The organism is Yoonia rosea, assembly GCF_900156505.1.
GTDB classification, from domain to species: Bacteria; Pseudomonadota; Alphaproteobacteria; order Rhodobacterales; family Rhodobacteraceae; genus Yoonia; species Yoonia rosea.
This window is the reverse complement of the sequence record NZ_FTPR01000001.1, coordinates 1,301,743-1,320,875: the sequence shown is the minus strand read 5'-3', so window position 1 is coordinate 1,320,875 and position 19,133 is coordinate 1,301,743. Positions and strand designations below refer to the sequence as shown.

Sequence of the window (19,133 nt, the reverse complement as noted above, 5' to 3'; positions counted from 1 at the left end):
CCTGACCCTCCCCGATACAGCGTGCTAGAAGTTTTGCCTAAACTGCGTGCGGTTTAAAGGAAAAGACAGTGCGAAGGTATCGCCTGTAATACTGTTAACACTAAAACCGATCACTGTAACTGAGTGTTAACACAGGCGCCCTCGCCGTAGCGGGTGTGGTGCCACTAGGCTTGCCGGATCGTGTGGTAGTGGTTGGAGGATCCTACCTGAGTGCGAGATAAAATTTAGGGAGATATCTACATGACGATGAACGTGACCAATGCAGCTCTGGCTGCAAGTCTGATGGTGCTTGGCAGCGTGTCTGCTGCTGCCGCGCAGGACTGTCCCCAACGCGGTGCGCTTGATGTGCTCTATTGCGATGCGAATGGCGATCTTGTGGCCGACGCGCCCACAGATCCCGCGGAACTGAATAACCCGAATACACTTGTGTTCGCCTACACGCCCGTCGAAGACCCTGCCGTTTACGCAGATATCTGGGCGCCGTTCATCGCCCACCTCAAAGAGGCGACAGGCAAAGACGTGCAATTCTTTGCGGTGCAATCGAACTCTGCCGAGGTCGAGGCGATGCGCTCCGGCCGCCTGCATATTGCGGGATTCTCTACCGGCCCGACACCGTTCGCTGTGAACCTTGCAGGGGCTGTGCCGTTTGCGATCATGGGTGCTGACGACGGCCAGTTCGGTTACCGGCTTCAGGTGTTCACACAGGCCGATAGCGATATTCAGGAAGTGTCCGACCTTGCCGGTCGCCGGGTGGCGCACACCTCGCCTACGTCAAACTCCGGCAACCAGGCGCCGCGCGCGCTGTTCCCGGGCCTTGGTGTGATCCCTGATGTGGACTACGAAGTCGTCTATTCCGGCTCGCACGATCAATCCATGTTGGGTGTAGTCGCTGGCGACTATGACGCGGCACCCGTGGCTTCCGAAGTGGTGGACCGCATGGCAGAACGTGGTCTGTATGACCCCGCCGACGTGCGCAAAATCTGGGAAAGCGACCCGTTTCCGACAACGTCTTTCACACTGGCGCATGACCTGGAACCAGAGCTTGCCGAAACCATCAAAGAGGCGTTCTTCTCTTTCAAATTTGAAGGCACCGCACTGGGAGACGAATTCGAGGGCGTAAGCAAGTTCATCCCAATCACCTATCAGGATCAATGGGCTGTCATCCGCGAAATTCAGGCCTCTAACGGCGTTGAATACACGCCACAGGGCCTCGCTGACAACTAATCCCCCCTGCAAAATACCACTCCGACCAATGGGTCGGGGTGGCACGCGCGTCTGAGAGGCAACATGCTAGAAATTAAGAATCTTGTGAAAAGATACGGGAACGGTGCGCCTGTCCTGAAGGATCTGAACCTATCGGTTCAAGGTGAACAATTGATGTCGATCATCGGATCGTCCGGCGCGGGCAAGAGCACGCTTTTGCGCTGTGTGAACCGCCTGGTTGAACCCACATCGGGCAGCATCACGTTGAACGGCACCGACTTTACGACGCTTGGCGCGAAAGAGCTGCGTAAAGCCCGTCGCCGGATCGGCATGGTGTTCCAAAGCTTCAATCTGGTGGACCGGTTGAGCGTTATGGAAAACGTGCAGTCCGGTCGTCTGGGCTATATTTCCACATGGGCCGCTGTCACGCGCCGTTATCCTGCTGAAGACATCGAACGCGCGTTCGCGTTGATGGAACGTGTGGGCATCGCCCAATACGCGGACAAGCGCGCTGATGAATTGTCGGGGGGCGAACGCCAACGTGTTGGTGTGGTGCGTGCCCTGATGCAGCGCCCTGAAATTTTGCTGGCGGATGAACCCACCGCGTCGCTGGACCCGAAAACGTCCGAACAGATTATGTCTTTGTTGCGTGATCTTGCCCGCGAATTGAACCTGCCTGTCATTATCAACATCCACAACGTGACCGAGGCCAAAGAGTACAGTGACCGTATTGTCGGGATGCGCTACGGGCGGATCATATTTGATGACAAGCCAGCCGCTCTGGACGCCGCACAGATGGATGAAATCTATGCGGGCACACCGTCCGAGGATCGTCAGGAAATGGGTGCCGTCGCATGACCACCCAAACCGTCTGGCGCAAACCGCCGTTCATTAAATCCCCCGTCCTGAGGTGGGTGTTTTATATCGCCGTTGCGGCCTATGTGATCGGGACCATTGCCACGCTTCCCATCGATTGGGAGCGCACAGCCCAAGGTCTCACACGGGCACAGCGTATCTTTAGCGGGGCTTTCCCTCCCAGCTTTGAACGTTCCGGCCTGTTGATTTCGGGTTTCATGGAAAGCCTGAAAATTGCGATCCTTGCCACCACGCTGGGAATGATTTTGTCGGTGCCATTGGCATTCATGGCTGCGCGTAACATTTCGCCAAAGCCTGTCTATTTGTTGGGCCGCGGCACGTTCATTCTGGCACGCAGCTTTCACCCCGTGATCGTCGCGATCATTTTCGTAAAGGCCGTGGGCTTTGGCCCCTTGGCCGGCGCGCTTACGCTGACGGTGTATTCCATCGGCTTCGTCGCCAAACTGTTGGCCGAACGGATCGAGGAAATCGACTTCGGTCAAGTCGAGGCGATGCGCTCTGTCGGGGCACCGTTCTTGAGCACAATGGTTTACGCGATCCTGCCGCAGATCATGCCACGTCTTGTGGGGCTTGGGATTTATCAGCTTGATAGCAACCTGCGGGCCTCTGCTGTGGTCGGTATCGTCGGCGCGGGCGGCATCGGGGCGACCCTTGCCAATGCGTTCGGGCGCTATGACTACGACTTCGCGCTTGCGATCACGATGGTCATCGTCGGTGCGATCCTGATTTCCGAAGCCGTCAGCGGCATGATCAGAAAGCGGATGACATGACACAGACACTCACACATGAATGGGCGCGGTTTACACCGGCCCAACGGATGAAACGATATGTCGCGCTCTTAGCTGTCACACTGGTGGTCGTCTGGGCGCTGGGCAGTATCGACGTGATCTGGGAATGGGTCTGGGATGCGCCGATCCAACTGGTCGACCTGTTTGCCCGCATGGTGCCACCGGACCCGACCAATCTGCCGTCGATCCTAGAGGCCACGTGGCAGACCATCAACATCGCCACCATCGCCACGATGATCGCTATCGTGCTGTCGCTTCCCGTCGCCTATATCTCGGCGCAGAACACGACGCCAAACGTGGTGTGCCTCTGGATCGGGCGGTTCATTCTGGTGTCCTCGCGGTCAGTCAATACGATCATCTGGGCGCTTCTCTTCGTTGCCATCTTCGGTCCCGGCATCGTCGCGGGGATCATCGCGATTATGTTTCGCTCTATCGGGTTCCTTGGCAAACTGCTGGGCGAGGCGATTGAAGAAATCGACCACGCTCCGATCGAGGCATTGGAAGCCTGCGGCGCGTCGCGGTTCAAGGTGGTGATGTACGGGATCGTGCCACAGGTGATGCCTGCCTTCTTTGCGATCAGCATTCTGCGTTGGGATATCAACCTGCGCGAATCCACGGTCCTCGGACTTGTCGGGGCAGGCGGTATTGGGATCATCCTGCAGGGCGCAATTGATACCTTCCAATGGCAAGAGGTTTCGATGGTCTTGCTCACGATCCTCGCACTTGTCATCGCAGGTGAGCTTATCTCCTCCGCCCTTCGCAAGAAGCTTCTGTGATGCATGACAGGGCCGCTGGATTATCCGGCGGCCCTGATGCTTTGCCCCCCAAAGGACAGGACACGTGACCGATCCAGATGCTTTGCTGACGACGCAACAGATTTTCGACCGCTACGAAGAGATCCGCACGCGGCTTCCGGCCGTGACGACCCAACCGGACACCGTCGAGATCAGCTCGCTGCTGGATATCGCCGCGCAAGTCGACGCCTTCGTCTTCGATGCTTTTGGCGTGTTGAATGTGGGCGAAACCCTGATCCCCGGTGCGGATACGCGGCTCGATCAGCTTCGCGCGCGCGGCTGCGCCATTCGTATCCTGACCAACGCCGCCAGCTATGATCGAAGCGGCGCCATTGCCAAATTCAAACGGCTCGGCCTGCGGGTTGAGGATGACGAGATCATTACCAGCCGGCAAGCCGCCCTTGACGCGATGGGTGCCGGACACTGGGGCGTGATTGCCGCCGATACCGACCAGCTCGGCGACCTGCCGCACACCGTAACGCGGTTGACGGACAAGGCTGCCGACTATGACGCCGTGGACCAGTTTCTGTTCCTTTCGGCGGCGGACTGGACGGCCGCGCAACAAGACCTTTTGAACGCCGCCATGCAGCGCTCTCCGCGCCCGCTGTTGATCGCCAACGCCGATCTCGCCGCGCCCCGTGATGACGGCTTTTCGGTAGAGCCGGGGTACTTCGGCCACATGGTTGCGGACGCATTCCCGGACTGTGTGCGTTTTTTCGGGAAACCCTTTCCCGAAGTGTATGATCTGATTGAGGCCTCACTCCCAAAGACTGCGAAGAATCGGATCGCGATGTGTGGCGACACGCTTCACACAGATATCCTGGGCGCTGCGGTTCGGGGCTGGCGCACTGTCTTGGTAACGCAAGACGGGCTCTTCTCGGGCTATGAAACACAGCCCTTTGTCAGGCGCGCGGGACTATTTGCAGACTGGCGCCTCTGTCGCATCTAAGTTTCGGCGCATTGGGTTGGGCCTTGAAGCGCTAGAGCGAAAAATCACATTGTTTCGAGAGCGGTTTGTCCCAACGCCCCGCGAGGTCATCGGGGTATGTCATGGCTTCACCGTTGGTCCCGCAAGCAAGGATTGTCCAAGGATGAACAGCACACGGGCTAAGTGAGACGCCGTTTTTGGATATCGCGTCCAGAAGGACAGCTGCAACTGCGGGTCCTTTCCCACCGGGTGAAAAGGGCAGGCATAAGTAAAAAATGCCGTGTCTCGAGTTGCTTAAGGGCTGGATAGCGCATGTAGATTTTCACCTGTGCTGTGCACGGGAAAATCACGCGTCTAAGTCTCTGTCCCAAGACAGAATGGTGGGCGACCCTGGAATCGAACCAGGCGTGAGTCGCCTCGAGGGAGTTACAGTCCCCTGCCACACCTTGCGGCCTGTCGCCCAACCAAGCGCTGATTACCCGCGCCCCTAGGGTGCGTCAACCGCAAAAGTGGGGTTAAATGTGATCCTCTTCACAGCCACGCCCGAGTGGGGTATCGCGGGGGCGAACATGCGCGATAGGAAAGCAGATGAAAAAGCCAAAGTGGGTGATTGCAAAAGAGCAGGGCAAACGGATTGCCGCTCAGGAAACCGTTTGGCTGTTTGGTCTGCACGCGGTGCGCGACGCGCTGGAAAACCCCGCCCGCACCAAGCTGCGGCTGGTGGTGACGCGCAATGCGCTGGAACGGCTAGGGGATGCGGTGGCGCAAAGCGGAATGGAACCCGAGATCTCCGATCCACGCAAATTCGCAGCCCCGCTTGATCCGCAGTCGGTGCATCAGGGGGCTGCACTGGAAGTCAAACCGCTTGATTGGGGCAGCCTGCAAGATGTGGCGCTGGGCGATGGCCCCATGCCACCGCGCATTGTGCTGCTTGACCGCGTGACCGATCCCCACAATGTGGGTGCGATCCTGCGGTCTGCCGAGGTCTTCGGTGCGCGCGCTGTTGTTGCGGTCCAGCGTCATTCTGCCCCCGAAACAGGCGCTTTGGCGAAAACGGCTAGTGGGGCGCTGGAGCGGCAACCCTATTTGCGGGTGCGCAATCTGGCGGATGCCATGGCGGCGCTGAAGGACATGGGCTATCTTGTGCTGGGCCTTGATGGCGAAGCAGAAACCACGATCGAGGCCGCTGTTGAGGGCAAGCGCGACCGTCCAGTCGCTCTGGTGATGGGGGCTGAAGGGCCGGGATTGCGCGAAAAAACACGTGAAACCTGCGACGCACTGGTCAAAATCGACGCAGCAGCCGGATTTGGATCGCTTAACGTCTCAAATGCGGCGGCAGTGGCCCTATATGCTGTCAAAGGCTGAATGACGGGACCGGATTGATGGCTGCCACAAAGATTGCGACATGTTGTTATTGCGGAACCAAAGCCGCCCTTGTCCTGCGCGGCAATGATCGGCACGAGCTGACATGCAGCAACTGCGGTGCACCCCTACGGGCGCTCAAGATGCTGCCAAAGCAAACTGCGCCCGCGGCGGCACCCGCCCGTCCTACGCCGCGGAAACGGGTCGAGAAGTATCCCGAATACCGCCATGAGCGCCCTACGAAACGTAAGAAATCCAAGAGTTTTGGCCGCCGCATCATGTCGCAAGTCTGGGATGTTGTCGAAGACGTTGTCGATGAGATTTTCGACTGACGCATCATCCCCCGGCACACGCCCTATCACATTCGCTTGAGGGTCTCTTCGTTTGTGCATCTGTCGCACACATCTCGGTAGGGACGGCGCGCCTTCGGAACAGGCGTGCACTGTCTCACTGTCCCTCGTTCCATGACTTGCGCCCGGTGTGTCCGGGCGCTTTTTTCTTATGAACGCGCAGTGTATGTTGCGGCATGAGCTATAGCGACGACCACCTCCGCACGATTCTAAAGCGCACGAAAACGATTGCGATCGTGGGCGTGTCCGCGAATGAAATCCGCCCCAGCTATTACGTGGCGCGTTATCTTAGCCTGAAAGGCTACCGGATTATCCCTGTGAACCCCGGTTTGGCGGGCCAGACGCTTTTGGGGGAAAAGGTCTATGGTGACGTGTCCGACATTCCCGATGATGTGGATATGGTCGATATCTTTCGCCGGTCCGAACAGGTGCCGCCCATTGTGACGGCATCGCTTGCAAGGTGGCCCAACCTGCAAACAATCTGGATGCAGATCGGCGTGTCGCATCCGCAAGCCGCAGCCGAGGCACAAGCCCGTGGCGTTGATGTGATTGAGGACCGTTGTCCGAAGATCGAATACCAGAGATTATTCTCTGAGTTGCGTATGGCGGGTTTTGCCACCGGCATAATCTCGTCAAAGTTGCAGTTGTAAACAAACGCTTTTATTAAAAAAGCCATAATGTGCCACAAGAATGGCACATTTAGCTAACAGGGTTATGGTGATGGTGCGGTAAGCCGATTCTATACGCATTAAATTGCAAGTGTTTCGTCATTGACTCATTGGCGCGCCGTCACATCTATTAGTTAGTTCCAGTAGCAGTCTTTGTTTTTCCGTTGTGCTTCACGACTATGGATAATCAATGCAAGAAACACGCATCATTGACCCATCTCAGATTTATGAAAGTCAGGGGCAGGGCTTGCCCACTGGCTTGGAACTGCTGGATGGGAAGTTCAAGATTGACCGTCAGATCGGTGCGGGCGGATTCGGGATAACCTATTTGGCGATGGACACGTTTTTGGAACGTCCTGTTGTGATCAAGGAGTGTTTTCCGGCATCAGTCTGTATGCGTTTTGGCAACCGCGTCACCGTGAACGCCCCCTCCCATGATGCGCAATACCGCCAGATCGTCGAGATGTTCATGCGCGAGGCGCGCAGTATCGCCAAGTTGCGCCACCCCAATATCGTCAGCGTCCATCAGGCGTTTGAAGAAAACGGCACTGCCTATATGGTGCTGGATCTGTTCGAGGGGCGCGACCTGCTTGATGTGATCGAGGATGACAATGACGCGCTGAGCCCCGATCAGGTACGCGATATTCTGGTGAAGGTGCTGGACGCGATTGAACTGGTGCACAGTAACGACCTGCTGCACAGAGATATTTCCCCCGACAATATCCTGCTGGATAAATGGGGCACGCCCGCTTTGATCGACTTTGGCGCCGCCCGCGAGGATGCAAGCCAGAAGACCAATGCCGTTTCGAAAATGCTCGTCGTCAAAGACGGCTATTCACCACATGAATTCTATGTCGCCGGTGGCGTGCAGGGGCCTTGCAGTGACCTTTATGCGTTGGCCGCAACGATGTACCATCTGATTACGGGTGAAGCACCGCCTGACAGCCAGATCCGTGTGTCAGCGATGGCTGGCGGTGAGCCTGACCCCTATGAGCCCATTGCAGGCCGCTTTCCGCAATATGAAACCGCGTTCCTCGCGGCGATCGACCAGGCGATGCGCGTCTCCCCGAAAGAGCGCATCCAGTCTGCAAAGGATTGGTTGGACCTGATCGCGCAGGAAACCAAGAAGGTCAAATCGGTCAAAATACCTGAAAACAAAACGCTGACAAAAACGCTGAGTGAGCTGATCGAAGAAACCAACAAGCACGTCTTGAGCGAAGATGCACAAAAGCGCGTCGAAACACCGGCCCCGCGCAAAGAGGCGACGCCAAAACGCGATGGTTTCAAGCCCGCGTGGGTTGAGGAGTTCAACCGCGAAACCTTTGAGGTTGAAGAACAAAGGCGGCTTGAGGCTGCACGTGCCGCGGCAATTGAAGCAGCGCGTCAGGCCAAAGAGGCACGCCTTGCAGAAGAGGCGCGTTTGGCGGCACTGGCGGAACAAGAGGCCGAGCAGGTACAACAGCACGCTGAGGATGAACGGATTTCCTCAAAGATCCTCGAATGGGTCTCTCGCGGAAGGTAGTCGTTTTGTGGGTCGTGCGCAGTTAGCCGCGCGCGGCTTTCTCGGCGATACCGGACGTGCCTTGGCGCGCAGCCAATTCCGCAATCACATCGTCCAGTGCCACATCACAGGCGGTCAGCATAACGAGCAGGTGATAAAGCACATCTGCCGCCTCGGATGTCAGACGCGCCTTGTCGCCCTTCACCGCCTCGATAATGGCTTCAATCGCCTCTTCACCGAATTTTTCTGCGCATTTTTCCGGTCCTTGGGACAGAAGTTTCGCAGTCCAGCTGCTGTCAGGATCAGCGGATTTGCGTGCGGCGATGATCTCGGACAGGTCGTTCAGGGTCATGTCAGCCTCACAGGGATGCCAGCGGCGGCCATATGGGCCTTGGCTTCGCCGATCGTGTAGGTGCCAAAGTGGAAGATTGACGCGGCAAGGACGGCAGAGGCCCCACCTTCGGTCACGCCTTCGACAAGGTGATCCAGCGTGCCCACGCCGCCGGATGCGATCACAGGCACGTCGACCGCGTCGGATATAGCGCGGGTCAGGGGCAGGTTGAACCCTGCCTTTGTGCCATCACGGTCCATGGATGTGAGCAGGATTTCACCCGCGCCTTTTGCCACAACAGTTTTGGCGAACTCCACCGCATCAATGCCCGTTGCACGTCGTCCGCCATGGGTGAAAATCTCCCATTTGCCGGGTGCGACTGTCTTGGCGTCAATCGCCACGACGATGCATTGCGACCCGAAACGCATGGCGGCCTCGGCCACGACATCGGGGTTGGCGACAGCGGCAGAGTTAAAGCTGACCTTATCGGCTCCTGCCAGCAGCAGATCACGCACGTCATGGTGCGTGCGCACGCCACCACCGATGGTCAGCGGCATAAAGCACTGCTCGGCTGTGCGGGTGGCAAGATCAAACATCGTGCCGCGGTTTTCCTGCGTGGCCATGATATCGAGAAAACAAAGCTCATCCGCACCCGCCGCATTATAGGCAATGGCTGCGTCCACAGGATCGCCTGCGTCGATCAGGTCAACAAAGTTCACGCCTTTGACGACACGGCCTTCGGCGACGTCCAGACAGGGGATGATGCGTGTTTTCAGCATGGGTTCTGTCTAAGCGCGGGCAGGGCGTGCCGCAAGCGTGCTGTTCGGGGTTTTTTCAAAGAAAAGGAGCTAGCGAAGTGCTGCCAGAGCCGATTTGAGGTCGATTGCCCCGTCATAAAGCGCGCGGCCCGATATTGCACCCGAGATCACGCCGGTGGCTTTGAGCGCGGTCAGGTCGTCCATCGACGAGACGCCGCCAGAGGCGATCACGGGGATATTGACGGCGCGTGCAAGGTCAGCGGTCGCGGTGATGTTGGGGCCTTTCATGGCGCCATCGCGCAGGATGTCAGTGTAGATGATCGCGGCAATCCCTGCGTCCTCGAATGATTTGGCAAGGTCGGTGACCATCACGTCGGTTTCTTCCGCCCAGCCGCGTGTGGCGACGCGCCCGTTGCGCGCATCAAGGCCGACCGCCACCTGGCCGGGGAAGGCGCGTGCCGCTTCGCGGACCAGCTCGGGGTTTTCCACGGCGACGGTTCCCAGAATCACGCGCGCCAACCCTTTGTCGAGCCAGCGTTCAATCGTGGCCATGTCGCGGATGCCGCCACCCAGTTGTGCGGGCACAGGGCAGGCTTTCAGAATGGCCTCAACAGGTGCGGCGTTCACGGGTTCACCTGCAAAAGCGCCGTTAAGATCGACTAGATGCAACCACGCACAGCCTGCGGCCACGAATGCCTTGGCCTGTGCTGCAGGGTCCTCGTTAAAGACTGTCGTCTGATCCATGTCGCCATGCACAAGCCGCACTGCGTTTCCGTCTTTGAGGTCAATGGCAGGATAGAGGATCATCGTCAGGATACCTTTCACGTTTGTGCGCGTTTATGCATGGGCAGCGCGGGATTGCAACGCAGGCTTTGACCCAACGTCTTTCTTGATCGTAAAGGCATTTCGCTCTCATGATCGGCATCAGAACTCAGGGAGGAATTGAGTATGAAGAAATTTTTGATTTTGGCAGCTTCACTGGTTGCCTTTGCGACCACTGCATCCGCCCAAGACGCGGCCCTTGGCGTCTGGCAGACCGAGGTCGATGACGGCGCATATGCGCATATCACAATCGCCCCATGCGGTGCCGCTGTCTGTGGCGTAATCAGCCGGACGTTCAACGCCGATGGGGAGTATCAGTCCGAGAACATCGGCAAGACGCTTGTAATCGACATGGTCCCACAGGGTGACGGGGCCTACGAAGGATCGGTCTGGCGCCCGTCCAACAACAAGATCTACATCGGGAAAATGGATGTGAACGGCAACAGCCTGCGCCTACGTGGTTGCGTGGCGGGCGGCCTGTTGTGCTCCAGCCAGAACTGGCAGCGCTTAGGCTAAGGCCGGACCACCACGAGGCGCGAAAACCCCCGCAACGCGGGGGTTTTTTGGTGAATGAATGTCTGCTTAGAGCCCAGACATACCATGTCGATACGTCTTGCTTCCTGGGTTTCCGCATGAGATTTTCTAAGTCATGGAAAACAAATCGCTCCACCCTGAAGTTGAAAGCTTCATCTGCAGCCTGCGAAGGCTCGAAGCAATTTTGTCAATACATGAGGGTAATTTTTGGAACGAAAGGGTGCGTAAAGTCCGCGAGATCGCAGAGAAATCAGATGGTTACAGCGTCGAAATGTTCTTGGGGTTTTTCGGAGGAATGGGAAGCCTTAACGACTTGGTCTTGAACGCGCCAATGCCTATAAATAGTGAGTTTGATGCAGAGAGACGGCGTGCTTACATATTTGCTCAGGCGTTGAAGTAGCATTTTGTCGAACGGCAGTTCCGTCCGCTTAGCCGTCATTTGCCCAGTTCAATTCATCCTTCATCGTAACCCTGTCTCTTCCAGCAATCCGCGCCGCTTGGCCTCATAGTAATAGCCCCGCGCATACCAGCTGACGGCGGTCGCCTCGTCCCCGTCCGACACCAGCCATGCCCCGCGCAGGTAGCGCCCCGCGTAGATCAGGTTGGTTTCGGCGTCCAACAGCCCTTCGGGTGCCCCGCGATACCCCATCGAGCGCGCTGTTTGCGGGTGGATTTGCATCAGCCCGTAATAGGGCCCGTTGCGTGCGGCAGGATTATGTGTGCTTTCGCGGACGATCACACGGTGCAGAAGAGTGACCGGAATCCCGTGCACATCGGCGTATTTGTTGATCAGGCGGCGCAGTTCGGGCGTCTCATTGGGGTAAAGTGGGATACTCCGGCGGCGCGGAGTTTCAGTTTGGCGGTTGCTTCTGCCGCAACCGGCCAGCAGTGCAAGTGCTCCGGCACATATGACGCGGCGTGTCAGTTTCTGCATCGTTGGTCTCTACCTGTGTTTGTTCTTACACCATGTTTGCCAAGCGCGGCGGCGCTTCTGCAAGGTGTTTTCAACACATCAGCTGAAAACCGACCATCCGGTGGCATGCACCAGCCGTTCCACCGCCAGCGTTCCCAGTTGCGAATTGCCGTTCTGGTCCAGTCCCGGTGACCATACCGCGATGGACGCGCATCCCGGTACGATGGCCAGAATACCGCCGCCGACACCGCTTTTGCCCGGAAGCCCCACGCGGAAGGCAAATTCGCCAGATCCGTTATAGTGCCCACAGGTCATCATCAGCGCGTTCAGGCGGCGGACGCGTTCGGGGCTGACAAGGGTTGGTGTGTCTGTCCCGCCCATCAGGAAACGCCCTGCGCGGGCCAGTTGCAGACAGGTCATTTCGATTGCGCATTGATGGAAATAGGTGCCGCACGTCAGGGCAGGGGGATTTTTCATGTTCCCGTGGGCCCGCATGAAATGCGCCAGCGCCAGATTGCGGTCGCCTGTGTCTTGCTCGGACTGCGCAACTGCGGGGTTGATATGGATATCATCATCGCCTGCTGCCGCACGGATAAATCGCAGGATTTCCCCCAAGGCTTCGCGCGGCGCATGGCCGGCAAGGATCGCATCGGTCGTGACCAAAGCGCCTGCGTTGATAAAAGGGTTTCGGGGAATGCCATGTTCGGATTCCAGTTGCAGGATCGAATTGAACGCAAGGCCTGAGGGTTCACGCCCCACACGCGCCCAAAGCTGGTCCCCCAAGCGGCCCAAGGCCAGCGCCAGTGTAAAAACCTTGGAAATGCTCTGGATCGAGAAGGGCGTCGCCGCATCACCTGTATGCACCTCCGCCCCGTCGGCTGTCACAATCGCCATGCCGAAATGCGCGGGATCAACCGCGCCAAGTTCGGGGATATAATCCGCCACCGCGCCACGGTCAGGGGCAGCGGCCATTTCCGCACCGATGTCGGCGACAATGCGGGCCAGATCCATCCGCGTCAGGGTTGCCAGCGTAAGAAGTTGCCGATCATGCGCAACCCTGCCGCTTGGCTTTTCTCGGGGTGGAATTGCGTCCCGATCATGGTGTCACGTCCAATAATTGCCGTGACGTCGCCACCATAGTCCACATGCGCCAGACGCTCGGAAGGGTGGGTTACATCCATCGCATAGGAATGGACGAAATAGGCGTGATCGCCCGTTTCAATGCCTTCCAGCACCGGATGCGGATGGTCGATCACCAGATCGTTCCAACCCATGTGCGGGACCTTCAGCTTGGGATCAGCTGGCGTGATCTTGCGGATATCACCCGCCACCCAATCAAAGCCGGGTGTGTCTTCGTATTCATGGCCGGTGGTCGCCATCATCTGCATGCCGACACAAATGCCAAAGAAAGGGCGCGCACGGGTTGTCACAGCCTCGACAATTGCTTCGGCCAGACCGCTGCGCGCAAAGAGTTCACCCCGGCAATGCGGAAAGGCACCATCACCGGGCAGCACGATCCGGTCCGCCTTGGCGACAACATCCGGATCAGAGGTCACGATGATGGACCCCGACCCGACCTCGGCCGCCATACGCTCGAACGCCTTTTGCGCCGAGTGCAGGTTGCCGCTGTCATAATCGACGAGTGCGGTTGTCATAGGCTGCCCTTGGTCGATGGAATAGCATCGGCTTTGCGCGGATCGGTTTCTACTGCTTCACGCAAAGCGCGCGCGACAGCTTTGAAAGCGGCCTCGGCGATGTGGTGTGCGTTAAAGCCGTGCAATTTGTCGATGTGCAGTGTGATACCGCCGTGGGTGCTGAGCGCCTGAAAGAACTCGCGTACCAGTTCGGTATCGAACGTGCCGATTTTGCCGAAAGGCAGATCAAGGTTGCAAATCAGGTATGGGCGCGCCGAGAGATCAAGCGCACAGCGGACTTGTGCGTCATCCATCGCGAGGAGGCAGCTGCCGTAGCGGCGGATGCCGCGTTTATCGCCGAGTGCCTGTGTGAGGGCCTGACCCAAAGCAATGCCCACGTCCTCGACCGTGTGGTGATCGTCGATGTGCAGATCACCTTTGGCGCGGATCGTCATGTCGATCAGCGCATGGCGCGACAGCTGGTCCAGCATGTGGTCGAAAAAGCCCACGCCGGTCTGGTTGTCATAAACGCCTGTGCCATCAAGGTTGATCGTCACCGAAATATCGGTTTCTGCCGTTTGGCGGGTGATAGTAGCTGTCCGCATGGTGTCGCGTCCTTTGGTGTTGCCTCTGCTCTATAGGCGGAACTGGGGCAGGGGCCAAGCCTGACACATTCTGCTGTGGCATTTTCAACAAAATTTAAAGGTTCGATTCGTATGGTCAGGTGGAAAGTCATTGATCAGGAGAATCCGATGAAAGCCCTCATACTACGCAACGATGCCGCCGCATCCCTTTCCACAGCCCACGCGCTGATCGACAAGGGGTTCCAGATCCTGTCGGTTGATACGCAGGCGCTTGCCCATGCGCTGATCCGTCTGGATACCATTGATCTGCTGATCATGGATGAACGGGTGGAGGGGCAGCTGACCCACGCGATCGCTCTTTCCGCCGAGCGGAGAAACCCGCATCTCAGCGCGATTCTTGTGACAGACCGGACAGCAGAACAAACCGATGACCTGTTTGAGCTGATCCCGAGCCTTTATGGGCTGGTCGGGCATGATACGACCGCGCGAATCTTGGGAAAGCTGGCACTCTCTGCGGTCAGTGCGCCGATGCCCCTGCCGGTCTTTGTTGAGGAAGCGGACGTTGCCGAGGTGCCGGAAGTGTTCGAAACACCGCAGCCTGAACCCTTGCTTTTGTTGCATGCACAGATGACCGAAGTGGCAGATGAATGGGACAACGAAGAGCCGGATTACGCCGATGTTGCGATTGCGGCACCTGCCTTGTCCGAAATGGCAGTTGCGGCTGGAAGCATGGTGTTCCAGCACACAAACGATCCTGTGCCAGCAGAGGTTGCAGCGCTCTTTCGCAAGACAGCCCTGCCGCATTTTTTACAAGCGCCACCGCCTGCGGCCGCACAAGCGAGCTAACCGTCTCGAAATGTTTTTGCCACGAAAAGCCAAAGGGCCGCAGCAAACGCTGCGGCCCTTTGGCTTTTCGAAATGGAGCGGGCGATGAGATTCGAACTCACGACCCTAACCTTGGCAAGGTTATGCTCTACCCCTGAGCTACGCCCGCATCCGTTTCGTGAGGCGTGATCTATAAAGAGTTGCGGCGTTCTGCAAGACCAAAATCACACCAATCCGTGTTTTTCTGCTTTTGGTGGCCAAGACCCTTTTGGGGCACCTGCGTCAGGCAACGTGATCACCAGTCTTGCGGTACAGGATCACCAGACATGGGCGGCATCGCATCTTCAGTTACGGCGCCGCTGGCGACCATCTCGCGCAGCGTATAGCCGCCGTACAAGAGCCCATCATCCCCGAAAAGGGCCCAATCCGCGATCTGTTCGCCCGCGAATTCAACGGTGTCACCCGCGTTAGCACCTGCGATCATCTGCGGCTGGTTGGCCAGTATACCAACCCATCCGGTCGCTGAAAGTTGGGCAAATGGAGCTATCCAGATGATTTCATTGCCGTCATCGGTCGGGATGGCGACCTTGATCATGGTCTGCGCGCCTGATTGTCCGTCAACCATCGTATTGGCGATAAATGCATCAAGGGTGTCTCGTGCTCCGGCCATCGCCGCGTTCATGCCGGGATCGTCGGGAGAGAACCCATAGGTTGGGTCGCCTTCGGCAGACAACGGGCCGCCCAGTAAGATCAAGGCGATGACGCCTGCAAAGACCGATTTTGATACCGTCATCTACTCAAACTCCACCAAGAGGTCTTTGGCATCAATCTGGCTGCCTGCCTGCACATGCACGGCTTTGACCACGGCGTCGCGCTCGGCGTGAATCCCTGTTTCCATCTTCATCGCCTCAATGGTCAGCAGCAGATCGCCCTGTTTCACGGTTTTTCCAGCCACCACTGCCACCGTCGCAACAACCCCCGGCATCGGCGCGCCGATGTGGTTGGGGTTGCCGTTTTCGGCCTTGGGGCGCGACACTTTTTCTGATGCCGCAAGCCGGTTCATGACACGGATGGTGCGCGGTTGTCCGTTGAGTTCAAAGAACACTTTGACCTCCCCGTCCTCGTTCATATCGGCCACGGCTTGCAGGCGGATTTCAAGCGTCTTGCCCGGGTCGATTTCGGCTGTGATTTCTTCGCCGGGTTCCATCCCGTAAAAGAAAGTCTTGGTTGGCAGTGTGCGCACGGGGCCATAGGTCCTGTGGCGGCCCATGTAGTCAAGGAACACCTTGGGGTACATCAGATAGCCGTTGAGGTCCTCGTCATCCACCGCCTTGCCTTCAAGCTGGCTCGACAAATCCGCGCGCGCCACTTCCAGATCGACAGGGGCAAGGTGCTTGCCGGGGCGGTCCGTGATCGGTTTTTCGCCTTTGAGGATCTTTTTCTGGATTGCCGCAGGCCACCCACCCGGCGGTTGCCCCAGATCACCATGCATCATGTCGACCACGCTGTCGGGGAACACGACGTCAACATCAGGGTCTTCAACCTGTGCGCGGGTCAGGTTCTGGCTGACCATCATCAGGGCCATGTCGCCCACAACTTTGGAAGAGGGTGTGACCTTGACGATATCACCAAACATCGCATTCACATCGGCATAGGTCTGTGCGACCTCGTGCCAGCGTTCCTCAAGCCCCAAGGACCGCGCCTGTGCTTTGAGGTTGGTGAACTGACCGCCGGGCATTTCGTGCAGGTAAACCTCGGATGCCGGCGCCTGTAGTCCGCTTTCAAACGCCGTATAATGGGCGCGGACCTGTTCAAAATAATTGCTGATCTCGCGGATTGCCTTGATGTCGAGACCGGTGTCGCGGGCGTCACCGCGCAGCGCCTCGACGATCGAGCCCAAGGTCGGCTGCGAGGTGTTGCCCGACAGGGCGTCCATCGCTGCGTCAACTGCATCAACACCCGCAGCAGTGGCTGCAAGGATCGTCGCAATCGCCGCACCGGACGTATCATGGGTGTGGAAGTGGATTGGCAGATTAGTCTCTTCTTTCAACGCTTTAACAAGTGCCGTTGCCGCCGCAGGTTTCATCAAACCCGCCATATCTTTCAGACCCAGCACATGCGCGCCTGCGGCTTCAAGCTCTTTGGCCATGCCGACATAGTATTTCAGGTTGTATTTCGCGCGGTTCGGGTCGAGCAGGTCGCCCGTGTAGCAGATCGTCCCTTCACAAACCTTATTGGCCTTGATCACCGCATCCATGGCCACGCGCATGTTTTCGACCCAGTTCAGGCTATCGAAAACGCGGAACACATCGACACCAGAACTTGCCGCCTGCGCCACAAAGCTTTGCACCACATTATCGGGGTAGTTGGTGTAGCCCACGCCGTTCGAGGCGCGCAGCAACATCTGCGTCATGATATTGGGCATGACCGCACGGATATCGCGCAGCCGCTGCCACGGACATTCCTGCAAGAAACGATAGGCCACATCAAAGGTCGCACCGCCCCAGCACTCGACGCTGAAAAGTTGATGCATTTTAGCTGCATAGGCGGGGGCTGCGTTGATCATATCAATGGAGCGCATGCGCGTTGCCAGCAAAGACTGGTGCCCGTCACGCATCGTGGTGTCGGTGATCAAAAGCTGTTTTTGATCGCGCATCCAGTCGGCGACCGCCTCTGGTCCGAATTCGTCAAGGATATTGCGGGTGCCGGGGGTCACGTCCGTGGTCGGCTTCACTGGTGGGCGCGGTGGTTTCACATCCGCGGCAGGACGCGGGCGGCCTGTGGTTTCGGGGTGTCCGTTCACGGTGATATCCGCAATATAGGTCAGGATTTTTGTCGCACGGTCACGGCGCTTGGAAAATTTGAAAAGGTCCGGTGTCTCGTCAATGAATTTGGTATGGTATTCATTGTTCAGGAATGTCGGGTGCTTGAGCAGGTTTTCCACGAAAGCGATGTTGGTCGACACCCCGCGAATACGGAACTCGCGCAGCGCACGGTCCATGCGTGCAATCGCCATTTCAGGTGTCGGCGCGCGGGCGGTTACTTTGGTCAGCAGGCTGTCGTAATAGCGCGTGATGACAGCACCGGAATAGGCAGTGCCCCCGTCCAGACGGATGCCCGGACCCGTGGCAGACCGGTACATCTGGATGCGCCCGTAATCGGGAATAAAGTTGTTCTGCGGGTCCTCGGTCGTCACACGGCATTGCAGGGCGTGACCGTCGAGTTTCACATCATACTGGCTGGCACAGCCTGTCGCCTCGACCAGTGATTTGCCCTCGGCGATCAGGATTTGTGCGCGTACGATGTCAATCCCGGTCACCTCTTCGGTGACGGTGTGTTCGACCTGCACGCGGGGGTTCACCTCGATGAAATAGAACTCGCCACTGTCCATATCCATCAGGAATTCGACCGTACCTGCGCATTCGTAATTCACATGCTGGCAGATTTTCTTGCCCAGATTGCAAAGCTGTTCGCGCTGGGTGCCGCTCAGGTACGGGGCAGGGGCACGTTCCACGACCTTCTGGTTGCGACGCTGGACGGAACAATCCCGCTCCCACAGGTGATAAATCTGGCCGTGGCTATCGCCCAGAATTTGCACCTCGACGTGGCGGGCGCGCATGATCATCTTTTCCAGATAGCCCTCGCCATTGCCGAAAGCGGCCTCGGCCTCGCGGCGGCCTTCGAGCACTTTTTCTTCCAGCTCGTCCTCGGACATAATCGGGCGCATACCGCGTCCACCACCGCCCCAGGATGCCTTGAGCATCAAAGGATAGCCGACCTCGGCCGCCTCTTTCTTGATCGCTTTCATATCGTCACCCAGCACTTCGGTCGCGGGGATGACGGGCACGCCGGCTTCAATCGCCACGCGGCGCGCGCTGGCTTTGTCGCCCAACTGGCGCATGGTTTCGGCCTTGGGGCCGATAAAGGTGATGCCATTGGCGGTGCAGGCATCAACGAAATCGGGGTTTTCGGACAAAAGGCCATAGCCGGGATGGATCGCATCCGCACCGGACATCTTGGCGACGCGGATGATTTCATCAATCGACAGGTAGGCCGCCACGGGGCCAAGGTCTTCGCCGATCCGGTAGGCTTCATCGGCTTTGAAACGGTGCAGGCCCAGCTTGTCTTCTTCGGCAAAGACGGCGACCGTTTTCTTGCCCATTTCATTGGCAGCCCGCATAATGCGAATGGCGATTTCGCCGCGGTTCGCGATGAGAATTTTCTTGAAGTCAGCCATAGATCGTTCCTTTGCAGTTGCAGCA

General features: G+C 57.9%; 21 protein-coding genes and 2 tRNA genes. 12 read left to right on the top strand and 11 right to left on the bottom strand.

Going from position 1 to position 19,133, the window contains the following annotated elements; all coding sequences use genetic code 11:
• The first annotated feature begins 240 nt into the window (after positions 1–240).
• From phnD to B0B09_RS06455, 5 genes are all read left to right on the top strand, one after another.
• On the top strand, positions 241–1,224 hold the full coding sequence (gene phnD, locus B0B09_RS06475; RefSeq protein WP_076658896.1) for a phosphate/phosphite/phosphonate ABC transporter substrate-binding protein: 984 nt from the start codon (positions 241–243) through the stop codon (positions 1,222–1,224).
• Positions 1,225–1,287: 63 nt separating this feature from the next.
• Positions 1,288–2,061 carry a phosphonate ABC transporter ATP-binding protein gene (phnC, locus tag B0B09_RS06470; protein WP_055296676.1) on the top strand — a complete coding sequence of 258 codons (774 nt, stop codon included), beginning with the start codon at positions 1,288–1,290 and terminating at the stop codon, positions 2,059–2,061.
• A complete protein-coding gene (gene phnE, locus B0B09_RS06465) occupies positions 2,058–2,849 on the top strand; it encodes a phosphonate ABC transporter, permease protein PhnE (protein WP_055296678.1) in 792 nt (263 codons plus the stop codon). Before phnC ends, phnE (B0B09_RS06465) begins: the two co-directional genes overlap by 4 nt.
• Positions 2,846–3,643, top strand: a complete 798-nt coding sequence (phnE, locus tag B0B09_RS06460) for a phosphonate ABC transporter, permease protein PhnE (RefSeq protein ID WP_055296680.1) — start codon at positions 2,846–2,848, stop codon at positions 3,641–3,643. The genes phnE (B0B09_RS06465) and phnE (B0B09_RS06460) overlap by 4 nt, the downstream gene beginning before the upstream one ends.
• 82 nt (positions 3,644–3,725) lie before the next feature.
• A complete protein-coding gene (locus tag B0B09_RS06455) occupies positions 3,726–4,610 on the top strand; it encodes an HAD-IIA family hydrolase (RefSeq protein WP_076659829.1) in 885 nt (294 codons plus the stop codon).
• Between the two features lie 357 nt (positions 4,611–4,967).
• On the opposite strand, the gene B0B09_RS17900 is transcribed toward B0B09_RS06455, so the two are convergent.
• Positions 4,968–5,051: transfer RNA gene (locus B0B09_RS17900), tRNA-Tyr, on the bottom strand.
• A gap of 126 nt (positions 5,052–5,177) precedes the next feature.
• Between B0B09_RS17900 and rlmB the strand changes: the two genes are divergently transcribed.
• From rlmB to B0B09_RS06435, 4 genes are all read left to right on the top strand, one after another.
• On the top strand, positions 5,178–5,954 hold the full coding sequence (gene rlmB / locus B0B09_RS06450; protein WP_076658895.1) for a 23S rRNA (guanosine(2251)-2'-O)-methyltransferase RlmB: 777 nt from the start codon (positions 5,178–5,180) through the stop codon (positions 5,952–5,954).
• 17 nt (positions 5,955–5,971) lie between these two features.
• Positions 5,972–6,283: a hypothetical protein gene (locus B0B09_RS06445; protein WP_076658894.1), complete on the top strand. Its 312-nt coding sequence runs from the start codon at positions 5,972–5,974 to the stop codon at positions 6,281–6,283.
• 194 nt (positions 6,284–6,477) lie between these two features.
• On the top strand, positions 6,478–6,951 hold the full coding sequence (locus tag B0B09_RS06440) for a CoA-binding protein (RefSeq protein ID WP_076658893.1): 474 nt from the start codon (positions 6,478–6,480) through the stop codon (positions 6,949–6,951).
• A gap of 208 nt (positions 6,952–7,159) precedes the next feature.
• Positions 7,160–8,491, top strand: a complete 1,332-nt coding sequence (locus B0B09_RS06435) for a serine/threonine protein kinase (RefSeq protein WP_076658892.1) — start codon at positions 7,160–7,162, stop codon at positions 8,489–8,491.
• A gap of 22 nt (positions 8,492–8,513) precedes the next feature.
• Here the strand turns inward: B0B09_RS06435 and B0B09_RS06430 are convergent, their stop codons facing one another.
• The 3 genes from B0B09_RS06430 to hisA all read right to left on the bottom strand — a co-directional run bounded on the left by B0B09_RS06430 (position 8,514) and on the right by hisA (position 10,366).
• Complete coding sequence (locus B0B09_RS06430) at positions 8,514–8,822, bottom strand: phosphoribosyl-ATP diphosphatase (protein ID WP_076658891.1); 309 nt, start codon at positions 8,820–8,822, stop codon at positions 8,514–8,516.
• A complete protein-coding gene (gene hisF / locus B0B09_RS06425; RefSeq protein WP_055296691.1) occupies positions 8,819–9,580 on the bottom strand; it encodes an imidazole glycerol phosphate synthase subunit HisF in 762 nt (253 codons plus the stop codon). The genes B0B09_RS06430 and hisF overlap by 4 nt, the downstream gene beginning before the upstream one ends.
• A 69-nt stretch (positions 9,581–9,649) precedes the next feature.
• Positions 9,650–10,366: a 1-(5-phosphoribosyl)-5-[(5-phosphoribosylamino)methylideneamino]imidazole-4-carboxamide isomerase gene (gene hisA / locus B0B09_RS06420; protein ID WP_076658890.1), complete on the bottom strand. Its 717-nt coding sequence runs from the start codon at positions 10,364–10,366 to the stop codon at positions 9,650–9,652.
• A gap of 141 nt (positions 10,367–10,507) precedes the next feature.
• Between hisA and B0B09_RS06415 the strand changes: the two genes are divergently transcribed.
• Together B0B09_RS06415 and B0B09_RS06410 are read left to right on the top strand one after the other, a co-directional pair.
• On the top strand, positions 10,508–10,897 hold the full coding sequence (locus B0B09_RS06415) for a DUF2147 domain-containing protein (protein ID WP_076658889.1): 390 nt from the start codon (positions 10,508–10,510) through the stop codon (positions 10,895–10,897).
• 133 nt (positions 10,898–11,030) lie between these two features.
• A complete protein-coding gene (locus tag B0B09_RS06410) occupies positions 11,031–11,315 on the top strand; it encodes a DUF6966 domain-containing protein (RefSeq protein WP_076658888.1) in 285 nt (94 codons plus the stop codon).
• Positions 11,316–11,375: 60 nt separating this feature from the next.
• On the opposite strand, the gene B0B09_RS06405 is transcribed toward B0B09_RS06410, so the two are convergent.
• The 4 genes from B0B09_RS06405 to hisB all read right to left on the bottom strand — a co-directional run bounded on the left by B0B09_RS06405 (position 11,376) and on the right by hisB (position 14,067).
• Entirely contained in the window at positions 11,376–11,849 is a 474-nt protein-coding gene (locus tag B0B09_RS06405; RefSeq protein WP_076658887.1) for a transglycosylase SLT domain-containing protein, read from the bottom strand.
• Between the two features lie 78 nt (positions 11,850–11,927).
• On the bottom strand, positions 11,928–12,839 hold the full coding sequence (locus B0B09_RS06400) for a glutaminase (protein ID WP_076658886.1): 912 nt from the start codon (positions 12,837–12,839) through the stop codon (positions 11,928–11,930).
• A 5-nt stretch (positions 12,840–12,844) separates the two neighbouring features.
• Positions 12,845–13,483, bottom strand: a complete 639-nt coding sequence (gene hisH / locus B0B09_RS06395; RefSeq protein ID WP_076658885.1) for an imidazole glycerol phosphate synthase subunit HisH — start codon at positions 13,481–13,483, stop codon at positions 12,845–12,847.
• A complete protein-coding gene (hisB, locus tag B0B09_RS06390) occupies positions 13,480–14,067 on the bottom strand; it encodes an imidazoleglycerol-phosphate dehydratase HisB (protein WP_076658884.1) in 588 nt (195 codons plus the stop codon). Before hisB ends, hisH begins: the two co-directional genes overlap by 4 nt.
• 147 nt (positions 14,068–14,214) lie before the next feature.
• On the opposite strand from hisB, the gene B0B09_RS06385 reads away from it, so the two are divergent.
• Positions 14,215–14,892: an imidazoleglycerol-phosphate dehydratase gene (locus tag B0B09_RS06385; protein WP_131825004.1), complete on the top strand. Its 678-nt coding sequence runs from the start codon at positions 14,215–14,217 to the stop codon at positions 14,890–14,892.
• A 73-nt stretch (positions 14,893–14,965) separates the two neighbouring features.
• Here B0B09_RS06385 and B0B09_RS06380 read toward each other — a convergent pair.
• The 3 genes from B0B09_RS06380 to B0B09_RS06370 form a co-directional block, all read right to left on the bottom strand.
• A tRNA-Gly gene (locus B0B09_RS06380) sits at positions 14,966–15,040 on the bottom strand.
• A gap of 126 nt (positions 15,041–15,166) precedes the next feature.
• On the bottom strand, positions 15,167–15,664 hold the full coding sequence (locus B0B09_RS06375; RefSeq protein ID WP_076658882.1) for a DUF2314 domain-containing protein: 498 nt from the start codon (positions 15,662–15,664) through the stop codon (positions 15,167–15,169).
• Positions 15,665–19,108, bottom strand: a complete 3,444-nt coding sequence (locus B0B09_RS06370; RefSeq protein ID WP_076658881.1) for a pyruvate carboxylase — start codon at positions 19,106–19,108, stop codon at positions 15,665–15,667.
• Between the last annotated feature and the right edge of the window lie 25 nt (positions 19,109–19,133).

What these genes read in the sequence shown, in the direction of transcription:
- phnE (WP_055296680.1), top strand. Translation starts at nt 2,846, where the DNA reads ATGACACAGACACTCACACATGAATGGGCGCGGTTTACACCGGCCCAA.
- hisF (WP_055296691.1), bottom strand. Translation starts at nt 9,580, where the DNA reads ATGCTGAAAACACGCATCATCCCCTGTCTGGACGTCGCCGAAGGCCGT.
- B0B09_RS06375 (WP_076658882.1), bottom strand. Translation starts at nt 15,664, where the DNA reads ATGACGGTATCAAAATCGGTCTTTGCAGGCGTCATCGCCTTGATCTTA.
- B0B09_RS06440 (WP_076658893.1), top strand. Translation starts at nt 6,478, where the DNA reads ATGAGCTATAGCGACGACCACCTCCGCACGATTCTAAAGCGCACGAAA.
- phnE (WP_055296678.1), top strand. Translation starts at nt 2,058, where the DNA reads ATGACCACCCAAACCGTCTGGCGCAAACCGCCGTTCATTAAATCCCCC.
- B0B09_RS06400 (WP_076658886.1), bottom strand. Translation starts at nt 12,839, where the DNA reads ATGGATCTGGCCCGCATTGTCGCCGACATCGGTGCGGAAATGGCCGCT.
- B0B09_RS06430 (WP_076658891.1), bottom strand. Translation starts at nt 8,822, where the DNA reads ATGACCCTGAACGACCTGTCCGAGATCATCGCCGCACGCAAATCCGCT.
- B0B09_RS06385 (WP_131825004.1), top strand. Translation starts at nt 14,215, where the DNA reads ATGAAAGCCCTCATACTACGCAACGATGCCGCCGCATCCCTTTCCACA.
- B0B09_RS06415 (WP_076658889.1), top strand. Translation starts at nt 10,508, where the DNA reads ATGAAGAAATTTTTGATTTTGGCAGCTTCACTGGTTGCCTTTGCGACC.
- hisH (WP_076658885.1), bottom strand. Translation starts at nt 13,483, where the DNA reads ATGACAACCGCACTCGTCGATTATGACAGCGGCAACCTGCACTCGGCG.
- B0B09_RS06445 (WP_076658894.1), top strand. Translation starts at nt 5,972, where the DNA reads ATGGCTGCCACAAAGATTGCGACATGTTGTTATTGCGGAACCAAAGCC.
- hisA (WP_076658890.1), bottom strand. Translation starts at nt 10,366, where the DNA reads ATGATCCTCTATCCTGCCATTGACCTCAAAGACGGAAACGCAGTGCGG.
- rlmB (WP_076658895.1), top strand. Translation starts at nt 5,178, where the DNA reads ATGAAAAAGCCAAAGTGGGTGATTGCAAAAGAGCAGGGCAAACGGATT.
- B0B09_RS06370 (WP_076658881.1), bottom strand. Translation starts at nt 19,108, where the DNA reads ATGGCTGACTTCAAGAAAATTCTCATCGCGAACCGCGGCGAAATCGCC.
- hisB (WP_076658884.1), bottom strand. Translation starts at nt 14,067, where the DNA reads ATGCGGACAGCTACTATCACCCGCCAAACGGCAGAAACCGATATTTCG.
- B0B09_RS06435 (WP_076658892.1), top strand. Translation starts at nt 7,160, where the DNA reads ATGCAAGAAACACGCATCATTGACCCATCTCAGATTTATGAAAGTCAG.
- phnC (WP_055296676.1), top strand. Translation starts at nt 1,288, where the DNA reads ATGCTAGAAATTAAGAATCTTGTGAAAAGATACGGGAACGGTGCGCCT.
- B0B09_RS06410 (WP_076658888.1), top strand. Translation starts at nt 11,031, where the DNA reads ATGGAAAACAAATCGCTCCACCCTGAAGTTGAAAGCTTCATCTGCAGC.
- phnD (WP_076658896.1), top strand. Translation starts at nt 241, where the DNA reads ATGACGATGAACGTGACCAATGCAGCTCTGGCTGCAAGTCTGATGGTG.
- B0B09_RS06405 (WP_076658887.1), bottom strand. Translation starts at nt 11,849, where the DNA reads ATGCAGAAACTGACACGCCGCGTCATATGTGCCGGAGCACTTGCACTG.